This is a genomic window from Paraflavitalea devenefica, from assembly GCF_011759375.1.
Taxonomy (GTDB): Bacteria; Bacteroidota; Bacteroidia; order Chitinophagales; family Chitinophagaceae; genus Paraflavitalea; species Paraflavitalea devenefica.
Window position 1 is genome coordinate 437,683 of the sequence record NZ_JAARML010000004.1, and the last position, 20,734, is coordinate 458,416.

Annotated in this window: 14 protein-coding genes and 1 tRNA gene; 12 read left to right on the plus strand and 3 right to left on the minus strand. The window is 48.2% G+C overall.

Annotated elements, in window-relative coordinates; genetic code table 11:
* Nucleotides 1-8 precede the first annotated feature (8 nt).
* Nucleotides 9-5,849, minus strand: coding sequence for a CARDB domain-containing protein (locus HB364_RS23320; protein ID WP_167290745.1), 5,841 nt, complete (start codon nucleotides 5,847-5,849; stop codon nucleotides 9-11).
* A 315-nt stretch (nucleotides 5,850-6,164) separates the two neighbouring features.
* Between HB364_RS23320 and HB364_RS23325 the strand changes: the two genes are divergently transcribed.
* The 4 genes from HB364_RS23325 to HB364_RS23340 all read left to right on the plus strand — a co-directional run bounded on the left by HB364_RS23325 (nucleotide 6,165) and on the right by HB364_RS23340 (nucleotide 7,377).
* Nucleotides 6,165-6,240: transfer RNA gene (locus tag HB364_RS23325), tRNA-Gly, on the plus strand.
* 42 nt (nucleotides 6,241-6,282) lie between these two features.
* Entirely contained in the window at nucleotides 6,283-6,630 is a 348-nt protein-coding gene (locus HB364_RS23330; protein ID WP_167290746.1) for a hypothetical protein, read from the plus strand.
* 136 nt (nucleotides 6,631-6,766) lie between these two features.
* On the plus strand, nucleotides 6,767-7,048 hold the full coding sequence (locus tag HB364_RS23335) for a type II toxin-antitoxin system RelE/ParE family toxin (protein WP_167290747.1): 282 nt from the start codon (nucleotides 6,767-6,769) through the stop codon (nucleotides 7,046-7,048).
* A 20-nt stretch (nucleotides 7,049-7,068) separates the two neighbouring features.
* Nucleotides 7,069-7,377, plus strand: coding sequence for a HigA family addiction module antitoxin (locus HB364_RS23340; protein ID WP_167290748.1), 309 nt, complete (start codon nucleotides 7,069-7,071; stop codon nucleotides 7,375-7,377).
* Nucleotides 7,378-7,382: 5 nt separating this feature from the next.
* On the opposite strand, the gene HB364_RS23345 is transcribed toward HB364_RS23340, so the two are convergent.
* Nucleotides 7,383-8,465, minus strand: coding sequence for a patatin-like phospholipase family protein (locus HB364_RS23345; RefSeq protein WP_167290749.1), 1,083 nt, complete (start codon nucleotides 8,463-8,465; stop codon nucleotides 7,383-7,385).
* A 210-nt stretch (nucleotides 8,466-8,675) separates the two neighbouring features.
* Here HB364_RS23345 and HB364_RS23350 point away from each other — a divergent pair, with 210 nt between their 5' ends.
* The gene (locus HB364_RS23350; RefSeq protein ID WP_167290750.1) at nucleotides 8,676-11,081 is read left to right on the plus strand and encodes an ABC transporter permease; all 2,406 of its coding nucleotides are present in this window, start codon (nucleotides 8,676-8,678) and stop codon (nucleotides 11,079-11,081) included.
* A gap of 25 nt (nucleotides 11,082-11,106) precedes the next feature.
* On the opposite strand, the gene HB364_RS23355 is transcribed toward HB364_RS23350, so the two are convergent.
* Nucleotides 11,107-13,602, minus strand: a complete 2,496-nt coding sequence (locus HB364_RS23355; RefSeq protein WP_167290751.1) for an outer membrane beta-barrel protein — start codon at nucleotides 13,600-13,602, stop codon at nucleotides 11,107-11,109.
* A 234-nt stretch (nucleotides 13,603-13,836) separates the two neighbouring features.
* Between HB364_RS23355 and miaB the strand changes: the two genes are divergently transcribed.
* The 7 genes from miaB to HB364_RS23390 all read left to right on the plus strand — a co-directional run bounded on the left by miaB (nucleotide 13,837) and on the right by HB364_RS23390 (nucleotide 20,716).
* Nucleotides 13,837-15,261 carry a tRNA (N6-isopentenyl adenosine(37)-C2)-methylthiotransferase MiaB gene (gene miaB / locus HB364_RS23360; RefSeq protein WP_167290752.1) on the plus strand — a complete coding sequence of 475 codons (1,425 nt, stop codon included), beginning with the start codon at nucleotides 13,837-13,839 and terminating at the stop codon, nucleotides 15,259-15,261.
* 68 nt (nucleotides 15,262-15,329) lie between these two features.
* A complete protein-coding gene (locus HB364_RS23365; protein WP_167290753.1) occupies nucleotides 15,330-16,577 on the plus strand; it encodes a sigma-54 interaction domain-containing protein in 1,248 nt (415 codons plus the stop codon).
* On the plus strand, nucleotides 16,561-17,124 hold the full coding sequence (lptE, locus tag HB364_RS23370; protein ID WP_167290754.1) for an LPS assembly lipoprotein LptE: 564 nt from the start codon (nucleotides 16,561-16,563) through the stop codon (nucleotides 17,122-17,124). Before HB364_RS23365 ends, lptE begins: the two co-directional genes overlap by 17 nt.
* A gap of 8 nt (nucleotides 17,125-17,132) precedes the next feature.
* Nucleotides 17,133-18,122, plus strand: coding sequence for a hypothetical protein (locus HB364_RS23375; protein WP_167290755.1), 990 nt, complete (start codon nucleotides 17,133-17,135; stop codon nucleotides 18,120-18,122).
* A 1-nt stretch (nucleotide 18,123) separates the two neighbouring features.
* A complete protein-coding gene (gene secG / locus HB364_RS23380) occupies nucleotides 18,124-18,453 on the plus strand; it encodes a preprotein translocase subunit SecG (protein WP_167290756.1) in 330 nt (109 codons plus the stop codon).
* A gap of 151 nt (nucleotides 18,454-18,604) precedes the next feature.
* Nucleotides 18,605-19,663 carry an endolytic transglycosylase MltG gene (mltG, locus tag HB364_RS23385; protein WP_167290757.1) on the plus strand — a complete coding sequence of 353 codons (1,059 nt, stop codon included), beginning with the start codon at nucleotides 18,605-18,607 and terminating at the stop codon, nucleotides 19,661-19,663.
* Nucleotides 19,664-19,753: 90 nt separating this feature from the next.
* Nucleotides 19,754-20,716, plus strand: a complete 963-nt coding sequence (locus HB364_RS23390) for a YihY/virulence factor BrkB family protein (RefSeq protein WP_167290758.1) — start codon at nucleotides 19,754-19,756, stop codon at nucleotides 20,714-20,716.
* Nucleotides 20,717-20,734 lie beyond the last annotated feature (18 nt).

Below are 20,734 nucleotides of genomic sequence, written 5' to 3' on the forward strand. Positions count from 1 at the left end.
TTAGATTGTTATTCTTCGTTGTCCACCAGCATGAAGCCCAGCACGGTAGTGGCTTTCGCATACACGATGATGGTACCCTTGGCACCGGGCCGCAGCCGACCGGCTGGTCCGCCTACTTCCTGCAGGGTCAGCGTCAGCTCTTTACCGGCATTGGTCAGGTCGGCCGGCTTCAGCGCAATGGGCGCTCCGCCCAGGCTGGTGAGCCGTACCACCGGATTGATAATATCTGTATTACCAGTATTAGCAAACTCAACCTGGATGCTTAATATATTGGAAGGCCTTGTATTAGGCGGAGTGAGCACATTGGTGCTCAGTTGAACAGCTCCTGCTACAACCGTGAACCCTTGTTCAAGAATAGCAGTATCACCGGCTTCATTCTCTGCGACAACATCATACACACCTACAGCAGCACCATTCAGATCAAAACGTGCATACAGGCTGGTAGGATCGATGGTCTCGATATGGTCTGCGATGATGCTACCCGCTGCATTGCGCAGGTGAAGCTTCGTTACACCACCCATCTTCGAGCCTTTCACCAGGATGGTGACCGCACCCGTATTGCCGCCTTCAGCCGCTTCTACCGACCTGATCTCAAAGTGAAGCACAGATGCTTTTACCTTCACGGGCTGCACTTCATTGGAGCGCATACGGCCGTTGATCATCAGGTAATAAGTGCCTACCTCCAGGGCAGGGATAATGATCTCCTGGTTGGCCTGGTAGGGTACTTCACTGGCAAAATCATGAATGGCCATATTTGGCACCTCGCCATGACGGATGTACAGCGCATTGTCGCCCTTTGTAGTATCGCCCTGCAGGGTAACCAGCAACGACTCACCGGCCAGCGAATCAGGGATCTCGATCCGGTAGTACAGGTCCCTGCCGACACGCAGTTCACCTTGTTTTTCCTTTTCAGGCTCTAATTCCTCCACTGTTACACGCAGTGGCAGCAGGGAAGCAGTAAGATTATTGGAATCATTCGTTTCAGCGATATTATTGAACACATCAGCTTGTACCAACGCATAATAATCACGCAGTGATACGCCTTTCAGACTGATCGTTTGCGATTGCTCAAGCACCGCATTGGGCGCCAGGTTGGTTTTCAGCGTAACAGTGGCTGCCAGTACATCCGAAATATCTTTGGAAGTATCCGTGGAGAGAAAAACACTTTGCTTGAAGAAACCCCTGGCCGGATTGACACCCACATTTTTCAGTTTCCATTTTACAACAGCTTCCCCACCGGCCATACCAGTTCCGGGCAGTTGCACATCGGTAATCACAAGGTCCGATAAATTGTCTTTTACGATGGTGATCAAAGCTGTAGCAAGATTCTCTTCTGCACCATGTTCATAAACATTGTCATTGATATCCGATCTGAAGATCAGTACATGATTACCGATGGCGGAGGAAGGAAGGGATATCTCCAGGCTGTCTTCATATTGCGCACCAGCAGGCAAAGCTTCCTTCCGGATGAAAGTACCCAGCACTTCGTCGCCATTATCCCAGTTAACGTCTTTAGACAGATAGGCCTTTTCTGTCCAGCTACCTTTATTGGTAATCCCAGCGCCATTATTCTTAACGGCCCATTTTACAACAACCGGTTGACCTGCAAAACCTTCATCGGGTGAGGTGAACTTTGTCACTACCAGGTCGGCAGGAGGCGTCAGTTCAATACCAATAGGTACAGGATCATTATTACCGCCACCCTGGGGCCGCACCAATCCATAATTGTTGGTAGTATCGGCATCATAATTCAGGTTTTGCTGATCGGTTGCCAACAGTAAATAATACTGGCCCGAAAGCCCATTGGGGATCATAATCTCCTGCTCATTCGTATAAGCAGTATTGGCAGGCAGTTGTCCACGGTGAGTAAATGATTTCACCAACTGGTCGTTGCTGTCCCATATCGTATCAACCGACAGGTAAACAGCATCATTCCATTGATTGGGAAGCGTAATGGCTTCACCGGCATTCTTTACAGCCCATTTTACTGTAACTAGCGTACCCGACTTGCCAGCCGCTGGCGCAGTTACCGAAGTCACCACCAGGTCAACCGGTAGATACTTCTTAATATATAGTTTATTACTCCTGCCGGTATTGTTGGTCGAATCACTATGTTCATACACCTGCTTACCTGCATTGGTAAGAACATACACATAGTAATCAGCACCACCGATATTACCAGGCAGCGCAACAGTAGTGGAAACCTTGTAAGAGCTATCCTTGCCAATATTGGCTTTTTGTATGATCTCGCGCACCATGACGCTGTTGGCTGGGTCCCACACAGACTTCACGGAAACAAATATCTTGTCGGTCCAGGTACTGTCATTCGTAGCCCGGTTGCCTTTATTGTAAACAGTGTAAGAAATGGACGCAAAATCAGCTGCTGCTGCCGTATCAGGCGCCTGCACAGTTCCTACCTGCAGATCGGCCCAGGGTCCGAGGGTGATCACAGCAGGAGAAGCACTGCGGCGGATATTATTATCGCCGCCCGATTCAAACACCGTGTCCTTATAATCTGATTGAACATATACGTAATAGCTACCTGCAATTCCCTCCGGCAAAACAACCACAGTTTTTTGCAAAGTGTCCCCGCCGGCCGGAATGCGCCCGGTCTGATAAGCCACCATCTTCACTACCTGGCTGTTGGCCTCGTCAAACGTAGGGCTTTTGCTGATCAGGATACGGTCGGTTACTTTGGTATTCTCCAGCACACCATCACCATTGTTCTTCACCCTCCACTCCATGTTCATCAACTGACCGGAGATACCCGCAGCAGGCGCCACCATGTTAGATATGACCAGGTCGGGCGTAGTGATCAGCAACGGCTGGGCAGGACGCCCCATATTATTATCTTCTGCATGGTGCTCATAGATGTCATTGAACGCATCTGTCTTCACGATCACGTAGTAGGAACCGGTAATATTGTTAGGTACTATAAACTCCCGTTCAACAAAATATTCATCGCCGGCGCCAAGGCCTGACGATCTTATAACTTCGGCCAAACGAATAGCAGTCTGTTTGTTCCATTCGGGTGTTGGGGAAAGATACACATCATCCTGCCAGTAAGTACCCCTGGTAGATGATCCGCCCGCATTTTCCACACGCCAGCTCATCGCCAGTTTACCACCCGTTTGGGCAGTACCAGGAATATCTACCCTGGTCACCACCAGGTCTGCAGGCGGCGCCATAATGATATTCACCAAGCCACTCCTGCCGGTATTGTTGTCTTCAGTAGCATGTTCATAGACCGAATTGTTCCAATCCGTCACCACATGAACATAATAGTTGCCGGAAATGGTATCAGGCAAACGGACAATGGTCCTTTGGGTATAAGAGCCGCCTGCATTTATATCACCGCTATGAAATGCAACTCCCAGTTGGGTTGCATTGCCTGTATTCAGTACCTCTTCTTTGGAAAGATAGATCACATCGTTCCAGCCAAAGCTACTGGCTTTGCCCGTGCCGGCATTGGTAACCGTCCAGATCACCTCCACCTGCTGGCCCGAAAAGGCATTATTGGGAGGCGTTACTGTACTCACCTGCAGATCGGGCGGCGGCGTCAGTTGAATATGGACAGTCGTGGCGCTCCTGGCAGTATTGTTTGACTTGTCTTTTTCAGGCAGTTGGCCATAATAGTCGGCCACCACAAAAACATAGTACTTGTTGTTGATACCATCAGGCAGCTTGAAAGTGGCCGAATTGAGATGACTTCCTCCACTGTTCAGCGCGCCTGGATTCAAACGGACAGTACCCTGGATGTCCCGTTCGTCCAATATTTCATCAATAGACAGATAGATCTTGTCGATCCATTCCCTGTCGAGCGTAGAGCCCGGACCTGTATTTTTCACCTGCCAACTGATGGTGATCGGCTGACCAGAGAAAGCATCAGCCGGTATTTGAATATTGTAAGGGACCAGGTCGGGCAGGAACCGCAATTGGAAAGTCTGTACCGGGCTTTCCAACAGGGCGCAATTGGCCCTGGCTACTACCCGCCATTGATAGGATTTACCATATTCCAGGTTGTCACTGCTATAAAGCGTGTAATTAATATTGGTGATATTGTCGATCATCGGCTCCTCAGGCTGTGCCTCACCCTCAGGCCATATATAAATGTCATAGGTGATCGCTTTTTCAATCGGGAACCACGAGAACGTAAGCGGAAAAGTAACATTGATATTACCATCGGAGGGAAGCATTTTGGTGAAAGATCCGGTAAGCGTATCGGTTATCACCTCTACAGCAAAAGTAGCGGATGGCGCTGCCGGACCACAATTAGTAGTATAGGAAACGGATACCTGGTGACTACCAAGCGATTTCCAGGTCACCGTGGCTTTATTATCAACAAACTCAATGATACCGCCATCCACCGACCAGTTATAGTTGAGCGCACCTTCAATTTTTGGTATTTCATAGACCGATTTGAAACCAAGGCATCCCCTGGTATCACCGGCAATCGGTCCCGGCTTTTTAGCCGGCACACAAACAAGCACATCTTTGAAAACATGAGTTTCGATACCTTCAACACTAGCACGAACATGGATATAACCAACCCCGGTTGCTACTAACGTATCGTCTTCTATGTACCCATAGCCTGACACCACCTCATAACCGATGGACTGTCCGCCGCTGGCAGTAGCCTTGAGCGGATAGCGGCCATCACCATCTTCATCAACAGGTGTGGGGAAATCGATCACCGGCACATCCTGCTTCACCCAGATGATCAGCGGGATGGTTGTACACTGTTGAGGATTGCCATTATCAGACGCGACCAGCCATAGGATATGAACACCTGCATTACACACGTCACCGATAATGCGGATCTTTACTTTGGAAATTGCCCCATTGGTCACCGAATGTTCGAGATTACATATTTCTTCACCATCGATCTGCACCAGCGTTGTCACGGTTTGGCCTGGCTCGGGAGCCGTGAAAGCAGGCTCCACCTCGATCGTATCACCTACATTGAGTTCGATGAGCCTTGTTGAATTGTTGAAATTTAACCGGGGCGGAATATTGGTGAGCGTGGTTACATCGTAAGCGAAGCATTTATTAGCGAGGTATCCAATACCATCACGCTGGCCACCAGGCCCGTCATAACTATTATCCGTTGTATCAAAGAGGCCGATCTGCCTGTAATTCGTATTGAAATCACCATTGATACCTACCAGTGCAGGAAAGTCGCCTTCAAAAGCCGTAGCCCATTGCATATCGGCGTAATTCATTTTCAGGTTCACGCCAGGCCCCAGGAGTTCATCGCCCGGCACCCCCATGATCAGTTGGAAAGTATTCACCGGACCATCGTAATCATAAGAATTACCCACATGGTCCCACGTAACGATCAGGTGCGTAGGAGTTACTTTATAATAGATCTGCCCACTGACAGGATTTTCGGTGTCAATATCGGCCCAGAAAGGGGCAATAACGGGTTCATAGGTAGGAAGAGGAAGCGCAATGCCCGCATCGATGGGATCAAGAAAAGACAGCACACCATTGGTATTGATGTAAACCTGGTTATACTGCACACCATACAGATTGAACGAAAATGGCAGGGTGATAGGCCCCGAACTGCCGTCATTATTCCTTGGCAAAGCAGTATAGGAAGAATCGACCGGAACGAAACAGGCCGGCGCAGCCAGCGAAGCCCCTTCGCGCATAGCAACAGACGCCATACGCCTGGCAGTCTTTTTTTGGGGCGCTTTACTTTTGATCTTTTCCCTGATCAGTGCCTTCCAGGCAGCACTGCCGGGTGAATAATCGGAAAGTTGTTTTCCGGTTTGGGCGCCTGCGTAAAGGTTGCTCAGGAAGAAAAGCAACAGGCCATACGTCACAAACCTCAGTGTAGTCTTCATTGTAAAAAAATTGTACAATATGTGTTTAGTTTATACATGAAAAATCCCGGGCAGGTAAAATACCCGCCTGCAATCAGCAGCACCTTCGCAGATCATTGGATTGAAAAGTACACAGTGACAGCCGTGAGCAGATGGGTGGTGCCCTGGCTGTCTATAGATATGAGGCCGTAAAGCTAATGAAATGTGGTAGGGAGAAAACTGCCCTGCGTACCAGTTGACATAAAAGATGGGCAGACTGACATTACCCGCCTCCGAACCGGTATTGTGGGATAATAATACAGGGAATCTTTTTATGCTGTATCTTTATAGCAATAAGCGGAAATAGCTCATTTGGTAGAGCGACGGCTTCCCAAGCCGTAGGTGGCGGGTTCGAGCCCCGTTTTCCGCTCCAGGCGTCACGCTTCTTGTACCCTTACAACCCCAAACTACTCTTATGAATAAAGGTATTTTACTGTCATCAGTAATAACTATCTCCCTCCTTTCCTGCCATGACAATAAGGTAAATACTGTTGGACAAAAAACAATACTCAACCATTTGACTGCCGCTTCCATTACAGGATCTATACCAACAGATCAGGATTGCGCAAAATTGAAAGCAGCCTATGCAAGCCTGGATTCTACCAAAAAAGAGCTCGAACTTATGTTCGATGTCGCTCTTACCCGTTTGGACTCAGTGCTCCTTTACAATATTGAATTAGAAACAAAATTAACTGAGCGCAACAGCGAAATTGAAAAATTAAGGCAACGGATCAAGACATTGCTTGCTAAAAAGGGGCAATAAGAATGGGAAGCTGTTTTCCGCCGCGCCCCTTCCCTACTACTCTCCAGCAGGTCACTTTTTAGGCAGCTTGCGCAGCCTGCCTGAAGTAGCTTAGAAAAATATTTGTAACCCTAAGGGTTACGACGTATATTTGCCAATGATTGCCTCCATAGCGCACAAAGGACTGAAACTCTTTTGGGAAAAAGACGACCCTTCCAAACTTCCGGCTGAACAGGTGGAAAAAATAAGACGAATCCTGATGGCGTTAGATACAGCCAAAACATTGGAGCCACTACGCCGGATCCCTGGCTATAAGCTCCATGCCTTATCAGGTAGCTTGAAGGGATTTTGGTCGGTAACTGTAACCGGAAATTATCGCATCATTTTCCGGTTTGAAAAAGAGGATGTACACCTGGTGAATTATGTTGATTATCATTAATGAGATCAAAACTACAAACCATGAAACGTAATATGAAACCTGTTCACCCTGGGGCAATCCTCCGGGAGGACATTTTAAAAGAAATGAATCTTACTATTACAAAGGCAGCTCAAGACTTAAAAGTCAGCCGCAAACAGCTTTCTGAAATAGTCAATGAAATTGCCAGCATTAGCGCAGAGATGGCCTTACGCCTTGAGAAAGGCTTTGGAGTAGAAGCCAGCTTTTGGTTGGATCTTCAAACCAAATATGATTTGTGGAAGGTACAGGAAAGTGGTAAGGTTCGTAATATCCACCGCATTGCAGCTATTACGGCCAAGAAAGCTGGGTAAATCACTCAACGTGCCCTTACAGTCATGTTGGCGGCAGACGCGCTACCAGCATTCACATTAAAGAACCTTCTCGCCCCTTCCCGCCCACTTTCCAGCAGGTCATTCACCACTTTCTTGGGCAGCTTACGCACCCGGCCGGAATAGTTGAGCGTACTGATGGTAATAGTACGGCGGTATTGATTATTTCCTTCTGCTTCCGGACTGGCCTTATCAATAAGCGTTACATACATAGCCTTCATGTAATCCTTAATACTCCTGATGGGAATGGGATACTTACCCGACCGTCTTTGATTGTAAGCGATCTGTTCAGGCGTTTCCATCATCAGGCCCAGCGTTTCCGGGTTTTCCCAATACTGGTTAGTCCTTTTGGCATCAGCCATAAAGTACCGGGTAGAGTCGAACATGAACAAGGGATAATTACTCAGTGCACCCCCATCCACCATCATGTGCAGGGTTTGCCCGGGCGCCGCTTTCTCATACACCTTGCCCCGGTCATCTATCAATACCGGTTTATAATACAGCGGGATGGACAAGGAAATACGCACCGCATCCTTAATACACATATCGGGGTATTGCTCCCAGGAAAATATGCGGATGGATTGATAGGTAAGATCCGTTCCCGTTATATATAAATCTTTATATCCTTTTGCTTTCCGTTGCTGGTGCAGTTGGGCAAAAGTAATACGGCCATTACCTGTCTTACGGCTTATCTGTTCTTCTATCCACACCGCAATCTTATCGCCTTTATAATAGCCAAATTCTTTGGTGAGCCTGCGCACACCCGATCCTATAAACCAGGACCCATCATTGAATTCCTGTGGTTTTATATAGGCCGTTAAATCCAGTATTTCTTTGGGTGTATAGCCTACCGCCAATAAGGTGGCCTGAATGGCTCCGGCAGAAGTACCACCCACTCTTTCTATGTTCGACAGGATCTGCAGACTGTCCAATACCTCAAAAGCGCCGGCATAGGCAAAGCCCCTGACACCGCCGCCTTCCAATACGAGGTTTTTATAATTTGTTTGCTGCGATAAGGCAGTCCCCATGGAGGTTAGGGTTACAACTGCATATACCAGTAAGTGCTTCATGTAATAAAAATATCCAGCGCCGGGCAGCCTTGCAAGCAGGTAGCACTATTTAACGATTTTTTACCGCTGCCTGAAAAAGGACATCAGGCGTATCAAAACCGGACGCTTTTAAAAAAGCATCTTATGTAATATATTGAACGCTAATTAGCTGGTAACTGGCACCTTATTGGAGCCATTGACCATACTATCCGGTTGCCTAAACCTCCCACTATGCTCAAAAACTACTTTACCATCGCCTTCCGCAACCTTGTCAAGAACAAGGTCCATTCGCTGATCAATATCGCCGGCTTAGCCGCCGGCATGTCGGTAGCCCTGCTGATCGGACTGTGGATATGGGATGAACTGTCCTTCAACAAATACCACCGTAATTATGACCGTATCGCACGGGTAATGAAGCATATGATGGAGGATGGAACCATCAACAGCAATTACTATTTACCCTACCCGTTGGCGATGGAATTGAAAACAACCTGGCGCCAGGAATTTAAGCAGGTAGTAACAGCCAGGCCACCGGAAGAGGTGAATCTGTCCGGCGGTGAAACACAACTCGCCGCTAAAGGACAGTTTATAGATGCCGGCGCTCCCGGAATGCTCACCTTGAATATGCTGAAAGGCAACTACCATGGCTTACAGGAGCCTCATTCCGTCTTGCTGGCAGCATCAACCGCTAAAGCACTTTTTGGTAAGGCAGATCCCATGGGTAAAGCGATCAAACTGAATAACAGCACATCCGTAAAAGTGACGGGTGTATACGAAGACCTGCCGCTGAATACCCATTTCCAGGAAGCAAAGTTCTTTGCCCCTTTCGACCTGTATATGATCATGAACCCCTGGGTAAAAGAACAGAGCTGGGATAACCAATTCCTGTTTGTATATGCTGAAATAAATCCGGGTGCTGATTTCGAAAAAGTATCGGACCATATTAAAGACGCAGAGATCAACATCACTAAAAACCTGGATAATTATAAAGAGCAGGCAGCCCGGAAACCACAGGTATTTCTATATCCCATGAGCAAATGGCATTTGTATGCTTCTTTTAAAGAAGGTATTATAGAAGGGGGGGCTATTCAATTTGTATGGCTGGTAGGCATCATCGGTGGTTTTGTATTATTGCTGGCCTGTATCAATTTTATGAACCTGAGCACGGCCCGTTCTGAAAAACGTGCAAAGGAAGTAGGCATCCGCAAAGCGGTGGGCTCGGTAAGACGTCAACTGATCATCCAGTTTTTCACAGAGTCGCTGCTCACCACGATACTGGCATTTCTGGTGGCCCTATTTATAGTTACCATTTCTTTACCCTGGTTCAATGAACTGGCGGCAAAAGAAATGACCATGCTTTGGTCTAACCCCGGTTTCTGGTTGTGCTGTAGCGCTTTTATACTGCTTACCGGCCTGTTGGCCGGCAGTTATCCTGCCCTGTATTTATCTTCCTTCAAACCAGTAAAAGTATTGAAAGGTACTTTCCGGGCAGGCCGTTTTGCCGCTATTCCCCGTAAAGCGCTGGTGGTAATGCAGTTTACCGTATCCGTTACTTTAATCATCTGCACCATGGTGGTCTATAAGCAGATCCTTTTTGCCAAAGACCGTCCGGTGGGTTATAACCGGGAAGGCTTGCTCATGGTATGGAAAAAATCGGCCGACTTTCGCGGGAAGTCCGTACTGCTCAGGAATGAACTCAAGAAAACAGGCACTATTGCGGAGTTAGCTGAATCCGGTGGGCGGGTTACCAGTATATGGCAATCGAATGGTGGGTTCGACTGGAAAGGCAGGCCCCCTTCTTTTGATCCCAGCTTTGGTACATTGGCCGTGAGCCAGGAATACGGCAAAACAGTAGGCTGGCAATTTGTAGCCGGCAGGGATTTCTCGGGAGAGCTGGCAGGAGATTCCGCTGCCATCGTATTGAATGAATCGGCGGTTAAGCTAATGGGATTAAAGGATCCCGTGGGAGAAGTTGTACGATGGGAAACAGCCTGGCGCAAAGCCCGTTACTATAAGATCATTGGCGTAATAAAAGACATGGTAATGGAATCGCCCTTTGAGCCGGTCCTGCCTACTGTATTTCGCATGGAGAAGGAGCTGCGCTGGATCAACATTAAGTTGGATCCCCAGGTAGCAGCCGGGAAAGCGCTGTCTGCCATAGAAGCCACTTTTAAAAAGATCATTCCCGGTGTTCCTTTCGATTACAAATTCGCGGATGTGGAATATGCGGCAAAATTCGCGGCGGAGGAACGCATCGGTAAGCTGGCTGCCTTCTTCGCCACACTGGCCATTTTCATTAGTTGCCTGGGGCTTTTTGGTTTGGCATCATTCACCGCAGAACAACGAACCAAAGAAATAGGTGTACGCAAGGTATTGGGTGCTTCTGCATTCAATGTATGGCGTTTGCTGTCGAAAGACTTTGTGGTGCTGGTGATGATCGCTTTAGGGATAGCTATTCCGGCAGCACATTATTTCATGCACAACTGGCTGGAGAACTATCAATACCGGAGCAACCTCCCATGGTGGCTCTTTGCCGTCACAGGCATCGGTGCCATATTGATCACTTTACTTACTGTAAGCTTCCATGCGGTTAAAGCCGCTTTCATGAACCCCGTAAAAAGCCTGAGAACAGAATAACTGCTTCTATCTCGTTATTGTTGCCTCAACGCCTCGTTGACTGCTTCACCGCAGGCTTACTGCTGCTTTGCTTACCCGGTAAAGTCTTTAATGCTGGCTGTTTAGAAGGCGCCGCCTTCTTCTTATTCCCCACCAGGTTGTTAAAGCTATAACTAACAGTAAGGCGGTAGCTAAGCGTACGGGCATTGCTGAAAGATTCCAGGTTATAGTTGGGACCAAATGTAAAGCTGGTATACTTCTGCTGGAAGATGGGATCAATGGCATTCAGCGTAAGCACCAGGCGTTTGTTGAACAGCTTATGCTGCAGGGCCAGGTTCATGCGGATATTGCTGCGCACCGTTCCCTGGGGATTGGCAAAGCGGTTGAGCGTGAAATTGCCATTAATATTCCACACGTCCTTGGGTGCATAATTGGTATTAAAGCTGGTGGTGAAAGTGCCGCCATCCCGGTACTTGTTCTTCTCCTTGTCGTACCGGCTATACTTATTATACGTATAGCTGGCGCTGAAATTCATACGGAACTGTTTGGATACCGTATAGCCGCTCCAGGTGCTCACTTCATACTCATGGCGGTCATCAATATTCTGCCAGGTAGTGACCGTTTTACCATCGGGCTGCAGGTTCCTGATCTGGCTGAAAATATGCTGCACAATATTATAACCGAAGCCCAGGTTGGTATAATAATTATCACCATTACGGCCCAGCACCAGGTCGAAATTATGGGAAGTAGAAGGCGCCAGTTCAGGATTGCCATAGCGGATATTATTGGGATCGCCATAGTCAATGCTGGGATTCAGGTTGCCGATGCCCGGACGGCGGATGGTTTTGCGATAGGCAACACTCAGGTTCAACACATCTTCCCAGCGTTTATTGAAATTGGCAAAAGGCAGCCAGGTGGTATAATCATTATTCACCTGTGTTTTATCTTTCAGGTCAAACTGAATATCCGTTAGCTCTGCCGTAATACCGGCCGTAACGCTCATTTGTTCTGAGATCACCTGTTTCATAGAGAAGCGGACGCTGTGTACCGATTGTTTAAATCCAAAATCATTACTCAACAGATCGTTTTTCACATACTCATTTTCCGGCTTCTTCATGTATTGCGTATTTAACACTACATGGCTGGCGTCGTTTACCGTAGCCACACCGGTAGAAAAGGAAGTGGTTTTATTGTCCAGCAGCTTGTCATAATTAATGCGCAGGCTATAGCCATGGTTCCAGCTATCATTCAGTTGCTGCTGTGTTGAATCCACACCGGTAGGCGTACGGTCGGGCTTCAGGAACTGCTGGAAAAAAGTACGGTCATTCTGGTTATACGAATAATTGGCCCCCGCAATCAGCCGTAAAGACTCTCCCGGCTTCTTACCCCTGCGCGTATAGGTGAGGTTCATGGCAGGGTTTACGTTCTGCCCTTCTGTTTCAATATACCGGTTGCTCAGCTTATAGATCTCTTCAAAACGGTTGAGGTTGGTATATTCATTTTCACTGCGGTTCCTGAAATCATTGTGGTTGAACAGCAACAGTACATTCACAATATTGTAACGGTCTATATCATAATCAATGCTCAGCCGTGCCCCCGGCCGGGTATTGCGGTTGCGGTAACTGTTGGTAGTATTGAAATAGTTGGTGGAGTCTTTATAAATATTCTCCCGTTTGGAATACCCGTAACCATTCACCCGGTTATCGCCGGTATTTACATTGAGGTTAATGGCCAGTCCTTTTTTACGGTAATTAATATTGCCGCTGATGCTGCGTTCGCCGTTGGTGCCGGCCATCACCGCTACCCGGGCGCCGGCCCCTACCCTGCCTTTGCGGGTAATAATATTGATCACGCCCCCCTGCTCATTGGCATATTGGGGTGGCGGGTTGGTCATTACTTCAATGCGCTCGATCATGCTGCCCGGCAGGGATTCCAGGAAGTCCTGCAACTGCTGGGCATTCAGCTCCACCGGTTTATCGTCAATCAATATTTTGGGTTCCTTGCCACGCACTACCACCTTTCCATCGGGATCATTGGCCACCAGGGGTACGCTCTTCAGCAGCTCGCTGGCGCTGGCGCCTGCACTTAAAGCTGACTCGCCTGCATTGAAAGTGATATTTCCATCTTTACTCTGGATGAGGGGCTTCTCGGCATAGACCACAATTTCCTGCAACTGGTCGCTGGTGCCGGCCTTCATCACCAGGTCGCTCATATTAAAATCGAACCGTTCTGTACGGAAATGCAGGCTGTCAATCACCAGGGGCTGAAATCCCACATAGGTGACCTTCAGCCGGTACCAGCCAAAAGCAATGGAGGAAATGGAGAAATTGCCGTTCTTATCGGTAATCGTGGCCTTTTTAGTGAGGGTATCGGCGAGGAACTGCAGCTCTACGGTGGCATCGCCTACCGGCTTCTGTTTTTCATCAAGGATATTGCCCGCTAAAATACCGGGGGCATCATTGGCGCCCTTTTCCTGCGCCTGCAAAGAAAAGGCTGTTATTATGAAAAATATCCATAAAAAGGTTCGGTATAATAGGGTCATGCAGGGATAAAGTTAACTTTTCATGAAAATTATCTACTGTCTATTTGGTCCAACCAGGGAATTTATGGTATGAACGGGCAGCAAATCCCTCCGGCACGTCCTATAAGACGCTTTTTCAGGCTAAGTCCTTCGGATGAACGCCCGGTTTGGGTTTTAGAGCTCCCTCCCTGCCATCCTGTCATTATTTCTCCCCCATTTTAGCTATCTTTGCAATTTCCAAATTTTGAATCATTAATGCCGGATCTGATTACCCATACCAAACAGGACGAAACTCGCCAGGGAGAGGCTTATAGCCCATTTGTGAATGCCCCTGTTGCCTACGGTAAGAAGTTTTACATTGAGAGCTATGGTTGCGCCATGAATTTCTCCGATAGTGAGATCGTTGCTTCCATATTGAATGAGAACGGGTTCGGCGCTACACGGAATTACGAGGAAGCCGACCTGATACTGATCAATACCTGTTCCATCCGGGAAAAAGCTGAACAAACGGTGCGCAAGCGGCTGAGCGACCTGCGGGTTGCCAAGGAGGCCAATCCCGGCGCCCTGATCGGCATACTGGGCTGTATGGCAGAACGCCTGAAGGCCAAGCTGCTGGAAGAAGAAAAGCTGGTAGACCTGGTAGTAGGTCCCGATGCCTACCGCACCCTGCCCGGCTTAATTGAAGAAGCGGCGGACGGTCAGAAAGCCGTCAATGTATTATTAAGCCGCGAGGAAACCTATGCTGATATTGCCCCTGTACGATTGAACAGCAATGGCATCAATGCCTTTGTGAGCATCATGCGGGGATGTAACAATATGTGCTCTTTTTGTGTAGTGCCCTTTACCCGGGGCCGGGAAAGGAGCCGCGATGCTGATTCCATCGTGCGCGAATGCCAGGACCTCTTTAACCAGGGCTATCGCGAAGTAACCCTGCTGGGCCAGAATGTGGACAGCTATTACTGGAACAGCGGCGATAGCGGGGCCGAATCGGTCGCCTTTGCCCAACTGCTGGAAAGAGTAGCAATGGTAAGTCCGCTGTTACGGGTGCGTTTCTCTACCTCTCATCCCAAGGACATCACAGATGATGTGTTGCATATGATCGCGAAATACGAGAACATCTGCAAATACATACACCTGCCGGTGCAAAGCGGATCAACCAGGATCCTGCAGCTCATGAACCGCACCTATACCCGGGAGTGGTACATGGCAAAGGTAGACCGCATCAAAGCCATCATACCCGATTGCAGCATCAGCGCCGATATCATTGCCGGCTTTTGTACAGAAACAGAGGAAGACCACCAGGATACGCTGAGCATCATGGAATACAGTGAGTACGATTACAGCTACATGTTCTTCTACAGCGAGCGGCCGGGCACCCTGGCAGCACGCCGTTACCAGGATGATATACCGGAACAGGTGAAAAAAAGAAGGCTGGATGAGATCATCAACCTGCAACGAAAGCTCAGCCACGAGAGTAATATGAAAGACATAGGCAGCACCGTGAAAGTATTAATTGAAGGAGATTCAAAGAAGAGTGAACACGACTGGATGGGCCGCACCAGCCAGTATAAAGTGGTTGTTTTTCCAAAAGCCGGACATTCACTGAACAAAGGTGATTATGCGATGGTTACAATAGACACTTGCACCGGCGGTACATTGCTGGGCAGGGTCGTTGAGTAACCCCGCTGCATATATAATGATGGCAGGAATTGAGAAACCAGATTAATTGAGTTAAAAGAATTGTGATTATGGATATCCAATCAATCAAAAACCGCTTTGGCATCATCGGCAACTCGCCTGCATTGAACTTTGCCCTGCAGGTGGCTGGCCAGGTAGCCAATACAGATCTTACCGTTTTAATTGCCGGTGAAAGCGGAGCCGGCAAAGAGGCCTTCTCGCAGATCATTCACGCTTTATCGAACCGCAAGCATAATCCCTTTATCGCCGTGAACTGCGGCGCCATTCCCGAAGGGACCATAGATTCTGAACTATTTGGTCACGAAAAAGGATCTTTCACCGGCGCAGTAGACTCCCGCAAAGGTTATTTTGAGACCGTTAATGGCGGCACCATTTTCCTGGATGAGATCGGCGAAATGCCCCTCGGCACGCAGGCACGCCTGCTGCGGGTACTGGAAACCGGTGAGTTCATCCGCGTAGGCTCGTCCAAAGTACAAAAAACAGATGTGCGGGTAATAGCCGCTACCAATAAAGACCTGCTGGAATTCACCCAGAATGGTAGGTTCCGGGAAGATCTCTATTACCGGTTAAGCACCGTACCCATCAGGGTACCCTCCCTGCGCGATCGCAAGGAAGATATTCCCCTCCTGTTCAGAAGGTTTGCAGTAGACTTTGCAGAGAAATACAAGGCAACACCAATCCAACTGGATGAGGAGGCGAAAGAAGTGTTAATTAACTATGGCTGGCCGGGTAATATTCGCGAATTGAAGAATATTGCAGAACAGATGTCTGTACTGGTCAGTGATAAACAGGTAACAGCACAGGAGCTAAGACGCTTTTTACCGGATAGGGATCTGTCCAATCGCTTACCTGTATTGGCGCATCCGGGGAACAGTGGTGTTAACGGTCATGAATTTGCCAATGAACGGGAGATCCTGTACAAGCTCTTCTTCGATATGAAGAAAGATGTGACAGAGCTGAAGAAGATGTTTGTGGAGATCTTACAAAATCCCGGTATGGCGGCAGCCCAGAACCAGGCGTTGATCAATGAACTCAAGAACAGTAAGGAGATCATGGCGCCCGCTATCATGCCCCAGCCGGCAGCAGGCAGTGCACAACCGGTCATGCTGCACCATGATGATGCCATCCACCACCATGAGGAAGTGGAAGATTCACTGAACATCATGGACATGGAGAAAGACCTGATCATGAAAGCCCTGAAAAAACACAAGGGAAAACGGAAAGATGCAGCTACCGACCTTGGTATTAGCGAAAGGACCTTATACCGTAAGCTTAAAGAATATGATATTAAAGAGTAAAAGAATACATGCGGCAATCGGCAATCGGCAATCGGCAATCAGTAAATTCCTGATTAGCGGTTGCCTGTTGTTTATTGTATTGCTGTTCGGTGGTTGCTATTCATTCAAAGATGTGAGCATTCCCCCGGAGGTGAAGACCTTCCGCGTAAACTATATTGAAAACAAAGCCCGTTACGTAAACCCGCAGCTAAGTCCGCAAATAACCGACAAGCTGCGCCAGAAGATCGTGAACCAGACAAGGCTTTCGCCCGTACAAACAGATAACGCCCATTACGAGATCGGCGGTAAGATCACCGAATACAACGTCTCCACCTCCGGTATTTCGGGACAGCAGGCCTCCATCAGCCGGTTGACTGTTGCCATAGAAGTGGAATTAAAAAATAACCTGAATCCCGAGGACCCGAAGACGAATTTTAAAGCCAGTGTTTCCCGTAATTTCGACTTTGATGCTAACTTAGCGCTGGCTCAGGCCGAACCGCAGTTGAATGAAAGCATCATCAAGAACATGGTTGATGAAGTGTTCAACCGCATTTTTTCAAACTGGTAATCTGTTTCATGCAACAACACATCCACACGATTGTAAAATACTTTTTCCAGAAAGATACCCTCCGGGAAGTGCCTGAACAGGTGCTGCAGCAGTTTACAGAAGAACATCCTTATTCGGCTGTTGGCCACTGGCTGCTGGCCAAAAAAATCCATGATACAGAGCCGGAGCGGGCAACCGCACAATCGGCCGGAGCAGTACCCTGGTTCCACAATCCTCTCTGGTTACACTGGACCTTGCAGGACCATGAACCCGTAGCAGAAACGGTGAGCATACCGGCAGCAGCCAACACTGCGCCACCGGTAACTGTATGGGAGCGGCCCCAGGTATCGCAGGAACCAGCACCGGCGCCTGCACAGGAACCTGAAGCAATAACTATTACAGCAACACCAGAAGCCGTTGCCGTCGAACCTGTTACAACAACACCGGCGATTGACGATACCGACTTTACCGAAACAGAAATATTGATCCCCGGCGTATCAGAACCGGTAAGCCTGATAGAAGAACCACCGGCTCCGCCACCCCCTGCTGTCGAAACAGCGCTGCCGGCAGCAGCCGAAGCATCCCCTGTCCCGGAAGCAGCATTACCAGGCTCCTTTAAACCGGTGATCAGTGAAAGTGAGGAACCCGTATTTGAACCTTACCACACGATCGACTACTTTGCATCCCAGGGTATTAAGCTGAGGCAGGAAGACCTGAAAGATAAACTGGGCATGCAATTGAAGAGCTTCACCGAATGGCTGCGCAGCATGAAACGGGTAGCACCGGTAATAGTAGAAACCCCGGTAGCCAATACATTTGACGAAACCCAGCAATCCATACAGGAAATTGCCGGGCATTCCGTGGAAGGCAAAGAGGTCGTTACAGAAGCCATGGCAGAGGTATGGGTAAAGCAGGGCAGCAAGGAAAAAGCCATTGCTATTTACGAGAAATTAAGTTTGCTCAATCCCGCCAAAAGACCTTATTTTGCAACTCGAATTGACCAAATAAAAGCTTTGTGATATGATTTTGTTCCTGATACTGATCATTATAGCGAGTGTAGCGATGGGCTTGTTCATCCTCATCCAAAACCCCAAAGGTGGTGGCCTGGCTGGTAATATCGCCGGTTTCAACACCCAGTTCATGGGTGTGAAACAAACAACCGATGTACTGGAAAAAGGTACCTGGATCATGGCGGTAGCCATTGCCCTGCTGAGCTTGTGTTCTGCCTTCTTTATCTCCGGCGGTTCTTCCGACGTAAAAGATTCAAACGTACGGCCCAACACACAACAACAGGCGCCCGCTGCCAACCCACCCGCACCCGGTGGCACAACCGTACCGCTGAATAAGTAAGCCGATACCAATCCAACATATTCAAACCCTGTCAATAACGGCAGGGTTTTTTCTTGTCGCCTGCTCCGGATCACGCGAAGCAAAAGCTTCTATATTCTGTATTCTGAATTCTGGATTCTTTCCCTATTTTACAGCGTCAATCTTAATACCTATGTGGAAGAAATTGATCCTTATACTTTTGGTCATCCTTTTGGCAGGCGCTGCTTTTACCGGCTGGAGATTCTTTATGTCCAACACCGCTTTTAGTGAAAAAAGCAAATACCTCTACATCCGTACCGGCCATGCTACCTATGATGAAGTATACCAAACCATCAAAGACAGCCAGTTCGTCAAAAACCCCGGTTCCTTTGATTTCCTGGCCCACCGGATGGACCTGCCGGAAAAGATCAGGGCCGGCCGTTATGAGATCCAAAAAGGCATGAGCCTGTCCGATATCATACGTATGCTGCGCAATGGCCGGCAGTCGCCGGTTAACCTCGTCATCACCAAGCTGCGCACCAAAGAAAGCCTGGCAGGGCTTATTGGCCGGAAATTCGAGTGCGACTCCGCCTCCGTAATGGCCTATATCAGCGATACGGATACCCTCAACGCCTATGGGTTTGATACCAATACCATCATGGCAACGGTATATCCCAACACCTATACCTACTTCTGGAATACCACCCCTTCTGCCATTTTCAGAAAACTGTTTGCAGCATACAAAACCGTATGGACACCCGAGCGCGTACAGCAGGCAACAGCGTTGGGCTTAACCCCGGTAAAAGCCTATACCCTCGCCTCTATCATTGAAGAAGAGACCCAGAATAACAGCGAAAAAGACACCATGGCAAGCGTTTACCTCAACCGTTATAACGCAGGTATGCCCTTGCAGGCCGACCCTACCGTAAAATTTGCGCTGCGCGACTTTAGCCTTAAACGCATTTATGAAAAACACCTGACGGTAGAATCGCCCTACAATACCTACCGCCATAAAGGGTTGCCCCCCGGCCCCATCTGCACCCCTTCGCTCACTACGCTGGATAAAGTATTACAATCACCGAAAACCAAATATTTGTATTTTGTTGTAAGTCCTGACCTTAGCCGGCATATTTTCACGGAGAAATATGAAGACCACATGATATATGCCCGGGAATTCCACAAATCGATGGATGAAAGGACAAGCAAACAGAAAAAAGCAAAAGAAGATACAGGAGAAGAACTGAAGAAGTAAGAAGTCGGAAAACACTGAAGCAGCAAGCCCAAAAGTAATGTGTACAGACAGCATCTTCAGACTTCAGACCTCAGGCTTCATATTAAAACAATGATCAAGCTGGAACGCATACTACTGAATTTGCCGCCCGTCCGTTTTGTAACGGAGAGAAGTAAACACATCGTATTACCCGGCTTTGATAGGGTGCCCTTGTATGATGTAGGCGCTTTCTTTATCCAGCAGGTCAACAAGGTAGGATTAACAGAGCGGGCATCGGCCGTATCCTACAACTTTATCATGGCCATTCCGCCCATGTGCCTGTTCCTGTTTACGCTCATTCCACAGTTGCCCTTCATTCGCCAACGTTCCATCCGCTGGCAGCTCAGGAACCTCATTACAGAAATGATCCCCGCTCCCGAATACAATGCCAGCATCATAGAATTTGTAGACAGCTTTTGGGCAAGCAGCCGGATAGGGCTTATTTCTGTTGGTTTCGTCATGCTTATCTTCTTCGCTTCCAATGGTATGATGGGACTGATGCGTTCTTTCAACAAAAACTACATTGGCTTTCAGCGAAGGACAGGCATTCAAACCCGCTGGACGGCCATTAAGCTCACCCTGCTCATGATGGGACTTATTTTTGCCTGTCTGCTGCTGCTTTCTCTGCAAGGGCAGGTATTACGCTGGCTGGGTATTAAAAGCGATTTTGTAAAAACAGTGATCCGTATACTACGTTGGATATTCTTAATTGCGTTAATCTTTTACGCATACGGTTTTATTTATAAATATGCCCCTGCCATCAAAAAACGCTGGAGAATCATATCCCCCGGCTCCATCCTCGCCACCTTCCTGAGCATCCTTTCTACCATAGGTTTCTCCTGGTTTGTAAGCATGTTTGGCAAATACAATGCACTCTATGGCTCAATTGGCACCATCATTGTGCTCATGATCGTGATATACATCAATTCACTGGTGCTACTGATCGGCTATGAACTCAATGTAAGTATCCATTCCCTCAAAGCCCTTGCTGACGAAAGGGTCAAACACGAGACAGGCGGTGAACTGGTGAAGTGATTTTTCGTTAACTTGTAA